The following is a 12,004-nucleotide window of genomic DNA, read 5'->3' as shown; positions in this document are numbered from 1 at the left end:
ACGGCCACGCAGGCGGCTGACCATCAATGTCGTGAACAGATACCTTTCCCGGATTCTCGCCATCGTGCTGATCGTGGTAACCGTCCCGGTTGCCGCCGCAGGCTCCGCCTCGGCCCGCCCACCAGTCCGCTATCACCTGGCGCTGGGCGACTCACTGCCCTACGGCTTCACCACCGCCAAAGCCCTGGCCGGCCTGCCGCCCTCCGCGTTCACTGGATTCACCGACGTCATCGCGCGGACCGTCCGCGGGACAACCGTGAACTACTCGTGCCCCGGCGAAACCACCGCCAGTTTCCTCTCCGGTCCTTGCATCTGGCGGGCTAGCGGATTCAGCCTGCATGACGACTACACCGGCAGTCAGGTTGCCGCCGCCGAAGCGTTCCTCGCCTCGCAGCCGCGCGGGCACCGTGGCCTGATCACCGTTACCTTGTGGGGCAACGATATCCGGCTTTTCCTTGAGTCATGCCCAGACATCCAATGTGTCCAGCAGCGCGCTCCCGCCGAGATCGCCGCGCTGGCCGAAAGGCTGCGCCAAACGTTATCGCGCCTGCGATCGGCTGCCCCGCACGCGCACATCGTGCTGCTAGGCGCCTTCACTGTCGAACTCATCAACGTTGGCCTGGCCGACCATTTGATCGGCATGCTGAACACAGCCATGGCACAGGTCGCGGCTTCCGTAGACGCCGGATTCGCCAATCCAGCACCGGTTTTCAACCCGCCTGGTGACGCTAGAAGGGCGATCCTGTGTCAGCTGACACTCATCTGCGCCGAAAACGACAGCCACCCGAGCACGGCCGGCCACGACTTCCTGGCCGCACTCATCCTGAGCACCCGGGACCCACGATGAAACGCTGGGGCGCGGCTTTCATCGCGGCCGCGGTTCTCTTGAGCGGATGCACCAAAGACACCGGCTCAGTGAGCGAGAGCCGCGAGAATTCTCAGATCACTACGTTGCGGGCGTTGCCTTTTGGTGAGGCTGGTCTTGCTGTCGTTTCTGAAGTGCTGATGGGTGCTGGGGTTGGGGTGTTTGATGATGCTGTTTCGGTGACGGCTGGGCCGGTGGTGCGGTTGTCGCGCTGGCAGGTGCGCAATCTAGCCGTGGAGGCCGCTAATGGTGGCGGTGTCACGGGTGAAGCACTTGACGGGCTTGTTCCGGTGCGCCCTGGTGTTCCGCCGGTGGCGTATCTGGTCGCCGCCTGGGTGAAGTCTTTTGACAGTCCGGGTGCGAGGTTTTCCCGGGATTTGATGGGAGCACAGGACTGGTCCAGCGCGGGCCGGATCGTGTTCCCCAGTCTGGTGATCGCCCTGTTCCTTGCTGATGCGACCGCAGGGATGAAACCGCCTGGCACCCCGAAGGCGGGTGCTCTCGCACCGGCCGGGGCGCAGGCTGAGCTTGCGTCGCCGGCGGCGAAGGGTGCTGACCCCGCGAGGGCGCCGGCGGGGTCCGTTGCGGCGGCTGGGGCCAAGGCCGCCGGCACATCGAAGGCTGGTTCGCTCACGCTTGCCAGTGCGCAGGGGGTGTGCTCGTTCGCCGCGACGTTTATTCAGCATGCGATCGCTGACGTGGCCGCACTGGCCAAAGTGGACACCGCTGGTGGCGGGCTTTTCGGGTTCCTCGGCAAAATCTGGAACACCGCCGTCGACCTGGCCGCCGCCGCGGTCCAAGGGCTCATCACCACGTTCACCCAGCCGGTCGTCAACCTTGTCACCGACGTGTTCGGCGTCCTGGCCATGGTCCTGCAACTGTCATCGTTCCTGGTCAAATGGCGAGCCGACCTCAAAGCCGAACCCACCCACTCCTCCTTCGGTGTTGACACCCAAATCGTGACCGGGCAGTTCACCCTGACCGTCACCCAAAACCAGCCCGCTATCCCCGACCTAATCGCCGACTGCGCCGCCGCGTTCGGTGTCGACCTGCGCACCGCAGGGTCGGCGGCCGGATCAAAAGTCACCTGGACAGCTGGGCGCAACGACCTGGCCACCCGCACCGCGGCAGACGACACCCTCGCCCCAGACAAAACCGCGCGTTACCGCTACCAAAACCGGCAAGAACCCGCCGAGCTAGCCAAAAGCAGCCTGTCAGAATCACCAGCCCTCATTGTGAAAGCTGATGTGCACCGAAACGACGTCCAGAAAGCACGCGAACTATTCGAACACCTGCTCCTGAACAACATCGACCCCAGCATCCGGCCCATCGTCGAGTCCGTCATCGCCCCACTGCGGGTCAAGGCCGACAGCCAGCTACGCGCCATCACCGACGTCAACGCCACCGCACGCACCTTCATCACCTACCACCTACCCGACAACAAAACCCCCACACCACCACCGCCTGGTACTGGGTCTGGCACCAACGGCAAGAAGGCAGTCTGGCCGGTCAACTGCCCGCACCCGCACGTGATCCTCAAAGGCTTTCCGCGCGAAGGAGTAAATCCGGGCGGGCCTTGGGAATTCGACGGCGCGATTCTGCCCGACAAGCTGACCCCGCACGGCGCGAAAACCTGCGGCTACTCCGCCTGGTACGGCCCGGTGGACCCGGTGACCAAGTTCCAGCAGGTCGATCAAGTCGGACTGTTCATGATGCCCGAAACCGAACCCACGCCCGACAACGCCCGCACGGTCATCATCCCCGGCACCGAGCGAGCATGGTTCGACGGAATCCTCAAAGTCGTCGTCGACGGGCACACGCTCGGCATCGAGATCCGCATTCATGTTCCTGGCGACCCCGAAGCTACCTCGATCGAAGTCGCCAAGGCGGTCCTCGGCCTCATCTGACGGTCCTCTTTACTGGATCTCCTAAGGTGGTCCCATGCCACGGAACCTGAACTCGGCGAAAACGCAGGCCGCCCTGCGGACCACCTCGCGCATCTCCCTTCAGATGCTGCTGATCCTGCTGATGTCCGTCGCCGTCTTGTGGCTTGTGGGCAAGATGTGGTCGATCGTCTGGCCGGTGGTGATCGCCCTCCTGCTCACCACCTTCACCTGGCCGCTGAACAATTTCCTGCGCCGGCACGGATGGCGGCCAGCCCTGGCCGCGACTGCCTCGACCGTGTTGTTTCTCCTGATCGCCGCCGGCACCGTCGTCCTGATCGCGGTGCCGGTGGCGTCTCAGTCGGGTGAGCTGGCCACAGGCGTCACTAGCGGCATCGAAAAGCTTCGGGATTGGGCGGCCGGGCCGCCGCTCAACCTTGGCGACGACGAGGTGGCCCAGGGCTTGCAGGCAGCGCTCGACCGGATCAAACAAAGCGTTGGCAGCATTGTCACCACCGCTTTGACCGGTGTCGGCACGGTCGTCAACGGCGTGGTCACCACGATCCTGGCCCTGTTCCTCATGTTCTTCTTCCTCAAGGACGGCCCGCGGTTTCTGCCGTGGCTGACCAGGCAGCTGCCCGGCCGCCTGGCCAAAGACATCCCCGCCGTGACCGAGCGCGGCTGGGATACCCTCGGCTCGTTCATGCGCTCCCAGGCGTTCGTCGGGCTCATCGATGCCGTCCTCATCGGACTGGGCCTATGGATCGTCGGCGTACCTCTAGTGCTGCCGCTCGCGGTCCTGACCTTCGTCTCAGCGTTCGTGCCGATCATCGGCGCCCTGTTCGCTGGCTTCGTCGCGGTGCTCATCGCGCTGGTGTCCAACGGCCCGATAGACGCACTCATCGTGCTGGCCATCATCGTCGCCGTGCAGCAGCTTGAAGGAAACGTCCTTCAGCCCATCATCCAAAGCCGCGGCCTCAACCTGCACGCCGCCGTCATCCTGCTCGCCGTCACCCTCGGCGGCAGCCTGGCCGGCATCGTCGGCAGCCTCCTGGCCGTGCCCATCGCCGCCGTCATCGCTGTCATCTGGAACTACCTGCGCGAACAGCTCAGCGACCCTGCCCCGCCCGAGCCCGAGGAGATCGCCGTCGAAGAAGCGGCCTGACCCTAGCAATGGGTCAGCATCACGCAGCGGGCCGGCGCGAAATATGTCGTGCTGACGGCAAAACATCATGACGGCTTTTGCTTGTGGCCCACCGACACCACCGCGTACTCGGTGAAGGCAACGCCCCGGCGCGACGGCAAGGCAGACATCGTCGGCCGCACCTACGACTGGCGCTGGAAGCACCCAGCCAGCTGTACCTAAGATCGGCCGGAACTCGAGAACGGACTGGCGCCCGATCACGTCCCGCACGTTACATGGGCACCTACGCCGCGGGCGCGAGTCCTAACTGGCGCTGGAAATCGAGCTCGTCGAAATACATGTGATGCTCGGTGATCTTCCCGTCCTTCACCGTGGCGATATCGCATGAGCGCAGCCGGATGTGTTTGCCGGTGGCGGGCATCGTTTCGCCGTTGGGCAAGGTCACCGGCTTGGTGTTGGTGCCTTCGAACCAGCCCTCATCGATCGCCTTATCCCCCGCTTCAATCTTGCTGAGGTACTCGTATTTGCCATCTGGGAAACCGTCAAGGAATTGCTTCCAGTAGGCGGCGATTTCGGTGCGGTCTTTGAGCTCTCCGGCATCTGGCGTGGATAGAACGACGTCGTCGGAGTAAACGCTCATAACGGCTTTGATGTCGTGTTTCACGGTTGCTGCTTTGGTGAGCTTGTCTAGGGCGTCGCGTGCTTGGCCCATAGCTAACACCTCCCCCTTAACTACCTTCATTATCGGCCCTGACCTGCCAGACCTCCAGACCCAACGTCACGGGGCACGCACGTAGGAAAGGGCAAACGACGCGTCAGCGCGCACACCGCTGCCATCGAAGCACAAGATGATGATGCGAACCTTGGGCGGGAATGAGTAGGAGTTCCACGCCTGGGTCCGGCAATACCGGGCATCCGGGCCGATGGCGGTCACATCCACAGCGTCGCCTGGATACACGGCTGGCCGTCCGAGGCCCTGGTACCACAGGTCGTAAGTGCCCGGCGAGGTGCGGCTCACGCTGGGCAGCTCATTGTTGGTGCTCCAGGACCGGGCACCGTCCACGACGTTAGAGGCGATGGTCGCGTACCCCGCTGGCGCCGCCGGCTCGCCAAGCAAGCCAGCGTGCTCGGTGTAGGACAGCATCCATCCGGTGTCGGTCGGGATCCCGGCGGAGTCGCAGGCGATGCTGACGGTGAGCCCGGGGGCGACCGACGCGGGGCGGCAAACCGCTCGCTGGTTACCCACGGCGGTGATGCGCGCATACCCGTGTCCACTGTGGACGCCGGGTGACGTGAAGGTGTACCGGCCGGGCCCTGTGCGGGTCACTCTGCTGTCGGTCGCAGCGGCGTCATACCGTGCTGACAGCAGTCCTCCGGCGCTACTGGGGCGGGTAAATACCACTTGGAACGGCAGGTTCTTCGGGGCACCGGCGGCGTCGAAACATGCCACCTCGACGATCTGGTCGGGGCCGTCCACGCGGGAACCGGTGAGCTGGCAGGTGTCTGCTGTGTAGTATCCCCAGTTCGCGATGCTCGTGTGCGCTATCCCTTGCGCCGCACCGATTCCGGGCATCCGCACAGCGTACCGCCCGGTGCCGGTGCGCATCATGGTGGTATACGGTCCTTCACCGATTCTCGTGCGCGCTGTGCTCCACTGCCAGTTGGTGTGCAGGTCGAGGCTCTGCCCGAGAGGGGCGTCGTGCTGCTGTTCGCGCGTCGAGGCGTACCCCCACATCGGTGCCCCGGCGGAAGGCCGCGTCGCGGGCGGAAGGACCGGGGCTGACGGTAAGACCGTCGGCTGCGGTGCCGGTGAAGTCTGGGTTTCCACAGGAGTCGGTGCTGGGACAGGATCGATTGGTGCTGCCGCGTCGGGCCTGCCGGGACCAGTCGCGACACCGGGCGGCACCGAAAACGGGCTATCGGCGGCCAGCACGCTCGTGGCCAGGACTGCCGCGATCAGCGCACCAGCCGCCTTGGCGATCCAGGCCCCGGCTGCCGGTGTCGCAGACGGCAGGTGAATATCCACCATGGACAACGCCGCAGGAGCGGCTGCCGCGGGCCATACCCGTCGCGCCACCACCGCCGGCGCCGCCAGGAACGGGACTGCGGCAAGGATCGCCTGTGCCGACAGCATTTTGCGCCCGCGTTTGCCGCATGCCGAACAGGATCGCGCGTGCCCCGCCACACGTTTGCGCAGCAGCGGGGTGACCGTCGCGCCGAGCGCGGCGACGACCGGGCATTGGTCCGGCACCGGCCGCGTGAGCACCAGCGTCAGCACCGCGTCGGAAAGCCGCTGACGCAGTCGCGACACCCTGACGTTCGCGTGGTCCACGCCGAGGCCAAGCGCTCCCGCGAGTTCGTCGCGGGTAAGTTTGCCCGCACATTCCTGTAGGTAGAGCGCTAGCAAATGACGGTCGTCGTTGTCGAGTGCGGCGGCAGCGGCACTGACGAGGCGCCTGGCATCCTCTGCCGCTACGACGTCGTCATCACCGGCGGCCGCCATAAGCCGCAGAGCGATCTCGGGTTCAGAGGGCTCCAGCTCACGGTGCGTCGCCGACTTGCGGGCCTGATCGCGGGCCTTGTTCCTGGCCACGCCAACAAGCCAAGCCACGAGCGGCCGGGCCGGATCGTAGCCACGCAAACGTCCATCAATCACGGCGAGGAAGGTCTCGGCGGTCGCGTCATCAGCTGCCTGCCGGTGGCCCAGAAGATAACTCAGGCAATAGTTGTAGACGTTGTCCCGGTACCGGACATAGATCTGCGCGAACGCCTCAGCGTCACCTGAGCGAGCCCGCTCAGCCAGGCTCATATCGAGGTCCATCGTGGCCCATCCTTCCGAACGCATCGACGTTGGACAACACGCTTCGTCAGGTATTCGTGCCACACCGTGATCACCTAACAACTAGCCGGCGAAAAATCTCCGCCGGAAACTGTTAGATCGCGGCGCCACGGACGCGAATACCGGTAGATGCGGCGGCTCGCGTCGCACTTGAGTCCGGATAGGAGCCACCATGAACCAAAGCAGAACCATGCGCTGGACACTGCGGGCGGGGCTCGGCACGCTGATGGCCGCCTTCGTTTCCGCCGCTGGCCCGGCTCCGATGGCCGCCGCGGCCGAGCTGTGGGCCGACCGGGCCACGCTGGCCAGCGGCAGCCAGCTCGTCATCGACGTACGGGATGGATCCCTGAACAATGGCGCGGATATCTGGCTGTGGGGATTTCACGGCGACCGTAACCAAAACTGGCTTCTCAATCCCCGCCCGGGCGCGCCCTACACCTGGGAGATCAAAGCCGCGCACAGCAAACGCTGCCTCGATGTCGAGGGCGTCAGCACCCTGGAGTTCGCCCGGGTTCAGCAGTGGGACTGCAACGGATGGAACAACCAGGCCTGGCAGCCGGAGGTCGTGCGCAACGACTCGTGGGGTCAGCCCATCTACCGGCTACGGGCGTTCCACAGTGGACTGTGCCTCGACGCGCCAACCGACATCTCACCGTGGGGTGCCAAGCTTCGCCAGGTCCGGTGCAACGGCGGCCTCGGCCAGGAATGGACCCTCAACCACCCACTGAGCAATCCCGCCACCTCCCGCGTGATGGACGTTTCAGGGGCGTCGACGGCCCGAAACGCCGCGGTCTGGCTCTGGAACTTCGAAGCCGGGCGCAACCAGTACTGGTACCAGTCACCGACAGGTGCCGGGTCAACGGTTCAGCTCAAGGTGCTGCATTCGCGCAAGTGTCTCGACACCGAGTGGGGCTCACAAACCATCGGCGCCAAGCTCATCCAATGGGACTGCGGCAACAGCCGCAGTCAGCTGTGGCAATTCGAGGTGACTCGCTGGGACAGCTACCGCATGGCCGTCTACCGCATCCGCAGCGAAGGCACCAGCCTTTGCGTGTCGGTCACCCCGCAGCCTGACAGCCTTGGCGCACGCCTACGGCTAGACACCTGCAACGGCAACACGGCGCAGGAATGGCGCAACTAGTTCGCGATACTCCGGCCGGTCACGGGTGCCACCGTGGCCGGCCGAGCCCGGCAAATCTCTTCAATGGCAAGAACCATGGCGGCGCCACGGTTCCTCTTTTCGCGTGACGTTCATGCCAACTTCGGTAACAGGTGTGACTCGTTCACTCATGCATTTGGGATGCTCGATTTGTCTGCACCGTGCCCCCCGCCGGAACCCCCGTCCGGCGACGGCTGCGGACAGTCAGGAGTTCCCCCGTGACCCGCATGTTCAAGGCCGCGGTCGCTGCACTGGCCGCCGTCGTGCTGTCGCTGACGTTCGCGGCCACACCGGCCCACGCGACACCGCCAAACATTCCGTCCTACAGCACCGCGTTGAGCCGGCTCAACGCCCTCACTGTCGCTGCCGAGTCACACCACTCCAGCTACAACCGTGACCTGTTCCCCCACTGGATCACGATCACTGGCTCCTGCAACACCCGCGAGCAGGTGCTCAAACGCGACGGCACCAACGTTGTGGTCAACAGCAGCTGCTATCCGACGTCGGGATCGTGGTACAGCCCGTTCGACGGTGCGACGTGGACTAACCCCACCGATATCGACATCGACCACATGGTCCCGCTCGCTGAAGCCTGGAGCTCCGGCGCCTGGGCCTGGACCACGGCCAAGCGGCAAACCTATGCCAACGATCTCGGCGGGCCAGAACTGTGGGCGGTCACCGACAACGTCAACCAGTCCAAGAGCGACCAGGACCCGGCCCAGTGGCAGCCACCGCTGTCCTCATTTCGCTGCACCTATGCCCGCGCTTGGATCCAGGTCAAGTGGTACTACGCGCTAACCGTTGACAGCGCGGAGAAATCAGCCCTCAACAGTATGCTTGGCACCTGCTAACGCATCGTTGCCCAGTCTGAGGAGGGCCTCCTCAGACTGGGCATGTCTTTTAGCTTCCGTAGACCTCGAAGGTGAATAGCGAGTAGCCCCAGGCGGTTCCCCGCGCGGTGCCATAGATGCGCAAGTAGCGGGCCTGGCCGCTCAGACCCGTGTTGTCATCGGTTCCGCCGTTTCCGCCGGTCACCGATCTGATGGTGGTCCAGGTGCCAGTTCCGGTCAGGGACGTCTGAATCTGGTACGACGACCCGTAGGCCGCTTCCCAAACCAGCCGGACCCGGTTGATGTTGTAGTTCTGTCCCAGGTCGACCTGGATCCATTGCGGATCGGAGAACAGGCTTGACCACCGGGTGGTGGCGCTGGCGTCAACGGCCGCCGACGCCGGGTAGGTGGCCGATTCAGTGCTCGATGCGGTGGCGGGCTTGTTCAGAGCCAAGTTCGTCGCTGGTGGAATCCCGCCGTTGAGGGTGAATTGGTCGATGTCAAAAAGCGCTCCGGCTCCGCCGGTGAAAACCAGGTAGAGCGCCGTCGTGGTGGTCGACGTGCTGATGGCGCCGGTGACGTTGACCCAGTTTTCCCAGCCGCCAGTGGGAGCAACCGTTGCCGACCCGACGACCGTGCCGGTCGGCGAACCGGTGCGCAGCGTCAGCGTTCCGCCGACACCCGCTGACGCTACTCTGGCGCTGAAAGACGTTACGCCACTGAGGTTGTATGGCGTGAACGCGATCCAGTCGCCATTGGCGATGTTGCCGATAGCGTTGCCGCCGTTGGCCGTTGGCTTGGCGACGACGGTCACACCCTGCTGGCTGCTGAAGTGTTCGGCCTGCCGGGTGCGTGGCTGCAGCACGGCCTGCGGTGCGTGCACCTGCACGGTCGAGCCCGGTGCGGTGTATTCAGCGTCAAGCACGCCGAAGACGTTGGCATTGGGGTCATGCTCACCGTCCACTGTGGTCTGGATCGTGCCCGAACAGCCGGTGACACTGGTCATCGGGTGACCGTGGCTGTCGTGGCCAAGGATGTAGTTCAGTCTCACCCGCGAGCAGTCCACGGCCGGGCCGCCGGGGTGAGAAACGTTGATCTGGAACGGAATCGCGTCACCGAAGGCGAACACCCGGCCGTTGTTGGGCAGTGTCAGCGTGACCGAAGCCCCGCCGACGTTGATGACAACACTCGCTGTCGCGCTGCCACAGTCGGGATCGGACACGGTCAGCGTAGCGGTGTACTGCCCGTTGGCGGTGTAGGTAAACGACGGGTTGGCAGCTGTGGAATCGGTGCTGCCGTTGGTAGTGAAGTCCCAGGCGTAAGACAGCGGCCCGGAGTTGTCCGGGTCGACCGTGCCCGCTGAGCTGAAGTTGACGGCCAGTGGCGCGGGCCCGCCAGTCACGTTGGCGTTGGCCACCGGGATGGGAACCGAACACGTGCCGGAGTTGTATTCGATGCGGTACAAAGCGGAGTTGGCGTCGCCGCCGAACCAGCCGGTGCCAAGCCCGCCACGGCCTCCAGTGTCGAATCCGGCGCCTTCCCCGCGTCGAATGCCGTCGACACCTCGGCTACCACCCGCTGGTCGAGCCAGTTCTCCGACCCGCAATGGATCCGTGTCGACCTTGGACAGACCTACACCATCACTCGCGTGCGGCTCGTGTGGGAAGCCGCCTACGGCAGCGGATACCAAATCCAGACCTCACCTAACGGCTCTACCTGGACCACGATCAGAACCATCACGGGCGGAAACGGTGGCACCGATGACAACACCGGGCTGAACGCCCAGACCCGTTACGTCCGCATCTATGGCACCACTCGCGGCACCGCGTGTGGATACAGCCTTTTCACCTTCGAGGTGTACGGCAGCTAGCTAGAAAGCCCCGCGTCGTTGACGCGGGGCTTTCTACCTTGAGGCGCCTACGATTACCAACTCGTTGCCTTCGGGATCGGCCACCCGCCATCGGTCCTGCGACTCGTCCAGGAGCTGGCCACCGGCCGCGACGATCGTGGCAAGGCGCGTGCGCGCGAGGTCTGAGGGGACAGCGAGTTCAAAGTGGACGCGGTTGCGTTGCTGGCGCCGCTGCGTGTCCGAAGCGTCGAGCTTTTGGAAGACCAGCACCGGATTTAGCCGTCGCGGATCGTGGATGTCGCTGGCCCCGGCTCGCCGGTCCTGGGTGTAGCCGAGCGCGGCGGTCCAGAACGCGCGGATCGCGGCGACGTCCGCCGCATCAAGGAAAAGCTGAGCGAAGCGCGGCAGCGCCGGATCCGCGGTGGCCCCAAGTTCGCGGGCAGCGGTCTGCAGGTTCGCGGCGAGGTCGGTGAAGTCGAGGTCGAGGCCATGAGCTTCGTCCTCCCACTGATCCTTACCGCTGTCGATAATCACCAGCCCGGGGCGCAGATCGATGAGCAACGGGAAGCCCGCCTCCACGGCCAGCGCCGCCGCCGCCGAAACGAGGTCACGCTGCTGCCCCGGCGAGGTGACGCGGTAGCACGCCATCGCGCTGAACACCGCCTGCCAGTCCGCTATCCCGATCTTCTCGCCGAGCGCCCCGCCGGGCACCAGGTCGACCTCGTTGCCTTCGGGGTCGGCGTGACACACCCCGAAGGGTCCCCCTGCCTCACCGAGACCCGCCTGTTCGACCACCGCGGCCGGCCGCACCACGTCGAGATGGACGCGGTTTCGCAACGGCCGTGACTCGGCCGATTGCCGGATCCGGATCGCGGGGTCGCGCCGCAGCGGATCCGCCAAACCGCCGTCTCGCCCAGGCGCGTAATCGAGGACCCGCTGCCAGAACCGCCTTACCACCGACGGGTCCGCCGACTCGAACACGACGCCCACTTGCTGCAGCACCGCCGGGTTCGCGGCCAGCCCGAGATCCCTTGCCACCGCCGACACGGCCTCAGCGTGCTCGCCTGTGTCCAGGCGCACGCGTACGCCTGTCGCACGCAGGTCGGCCACGATCCCCGCCGACAGCTCCACGATGCGCCCGGCTAGCGCGGCCCCCTCGATCAGCGAAGGCGCGCCGAACCAAGCCGTCGCCACGCCATCGACCACGCGCCAGTCCGTTCCCATCTCAGTCATGCCCGGCACTGTAGAGCTTCAGGCACTCCCTTGCGCGCCGATGGCCCCGCACCTGCTGTCTTTGAATGCCTTGGGTCACTTGACCCGCCGGTAAATGATTGGCTGCGCGGCGACCGCATTGCGCGAGGAGGTGAGCACCGTGCTCCCCCTCGTCGCCGCGGCCAGCCCTCTGAAGTAGCTATCGCAACTGACGAACTTGCGT

General features: G+C 65.1%; 10 protein-coding genes and 1 pseudogene. 7 read left to right on the top strand and 4 right to left on the bottom strand.

Going from position 1 to position 12,004, the window contains the following annotated elements:
* Positions 1 to 31 precede the first annotated feature (31 nt).
* The 4 genes from A3E1_RS0130790 to A3E1_RS49245 are packed head-to-tail and all read left to right on the top strand — an operon-like array spanning position 32 to position 4,114.
* A complete protein-coding gene (locus tag A3E1_RS0130790) occupies positions 32 to 847 on the top strand; it encodes an SGNH/GDSL hydrolase family protein (RefSeq protein ID WP_020524662.1) in 816 nt (271 codons plus the stop codon).
* Positions 844 to 2,772, top strand: a complete 1,929-nt coding sequence (locus tag A3E1_RS0130785) for a hypothetical protein (RefSeq protein WP_020524661.1) — start codon at positions 844 to 846, stop codon at positions 2,770 to 2,772. Before A3E1_RS0130790 ends, A3E1_RS0130785 begins: the two co-directional genes overlap by 4 nt.
* Positions 2,773 to 2,806: 34 nt before the next feature.
* On the top strand, positions 2,807 to 3,913 hold the full coding sequence (locus tag A3E1_RS0130780; RefSeq protein WP_020524660.1) for an AI-2E family transporter: 1,107 nt from the start codon (positions 2,807 to 2,809) through the stop codon (positions 3,911 to 3,913).
* Between the two features lie 18 nt (positions 3,914 to 3,931).
* Positions 3,932 to 4,114: an alpha-L-fucosidase gene (locus A3E1_RS49245; RefSeq protein ID WP_083929710.1), complete on the top strand. Its 183-nt coding sequence runs from the start codon at positions 3,932 to 3,934 to the stop codon at positions 4,112 to 4,114.
* A gap of 61 nt (positions 4,115 to 4,175) precedes the next feature.
* On the opposite strand, the gene A3E1_RS0130770 is transcribed toward A3E1_RS49245, so the two are convergent.
* Together A3E1_RS0130770 and A3E1_RS42980 are read right to left on the bottom strand one after the other, a co-directional pair.
* Positions 4,176 to 4,604 (bottom strand): ester cyclase, encoded by a 429-nt coding sequence (locus A3E1_RS0130770; RefSeq protein ID WP_020524659.1) that lies wholly within the window; start codon positions 4,602 to 4,604, stop codon positions 4,176 to 4,178.
* 66 nt (positions 4,605 to 4,670) lie between these two features.
* Positions 4,671 to 6,713 (bottom strand): RNA polymerase sigma factor, encoded by a 2,043-nt coding sequence (locus tag A3E1_RS42980; protein WP_040392263.1) that lies wholly within the window; start codon positions 6,711 to 6,713, stop codon positions 4,671 to 4,673.
* A gap of 190 nt (positions 6,714 to 6,903) precedes the next feature.
* Between A3E1_RS42980 and A3E1_RS0130760 the strand changes: the two genes are divergently transcribed.
* Together A3E1_RS0130760 and A3E1_RS0130755 are read left to right on the top strand one after the other, a co-directional pair.
* Positions 6,904 to 7,872, top strand: a complete 969-nt coding sequence (locus A3E1_RS0130760) for an RICIN domain-containing protein (RefSeq protein WP_020524658.1) — start codon at positions 6,904 to 6,906, stop codon at positions 7,870 to 7,872.
* A gap of 236 nt (positions 7,873 to 8,108) precedes the next feature.
* Positions 8,109 to 8,741: an HNH endonuclease family protein gene (locus tag A3E1_RS0130755; protein ID WP_020524657.1), complete on the top strand. Its 633-nt coding sequence runs from the start codon at positions 8,109 to 8,111 to the stop codon at positions 8,739 to 8,741.
* A 49-nt stretch (positions 8,742 to 8,790) separates the two neighbouring features.
* Here A3E1_RS0130755 and A3E1_RS45270 read toward each other — a convergent pair whose 3' ends face one another.
* The gene (locus A3E1_RS45270) at positions 8,791 to 10,122 is read right to left on the bottom strand and encodes a carbohydrate-binding protein (protein ID WP_245571498.1); all 1,332 of its coding nucleotides are present in this window, start codon (positions 10,120 to 10,122) and stop codon (positions 8,791 to 8,793) included.
* 165 nt (positions 10,123 to 10,287) lie between these two features.
* On the opposite strand from A3E1_RS45270, the pseudogene A3E1_RS46435 reads away from it, so the two are divergent.
* Positions 10,288 to 10,590, top strand: a pseudogene (locus A3E1_RS46435) (discoidin domain-containing protein); the annotation flags it as partial.
* A gap of 33 nt (positions 10,591 to 10,623) precedes the next feature.
* On the opposite strand, the gene A3E1_RS0130740 reads toward A3E1_RS46435, so the two are convergent.
* Positions 10,624 to 11,802, bottom strand: coding sequence for a VOC family protein (locus tag A3E1_RS0130740; RefSeq protein ID WP_026208998.1), 1,179 nt, complete (start codon positions 11,800 to 11,802; stop codon positions 10,624 to 10,626).
* Between the last annotated feature and the right edge of the window lie 202 nt (positions 11,803 to 12,004).

The sequence above is a fragment of the Catelliglobosispora koreensis DSM 44566 genome (assembly GCF_000379685.1).
Taxonomy (GTDB): Bacteria; Actinomycetota; Actinomycetes; order Mycobacteriales; family Micromonosporaceae; genus Catelliglobosispora; species Catelliglobosispora koreensis.
Note: the sequence above shows the minus strand (reverse complement) of the source record. Positions and strands in the feature narration are given on the sequence as shown.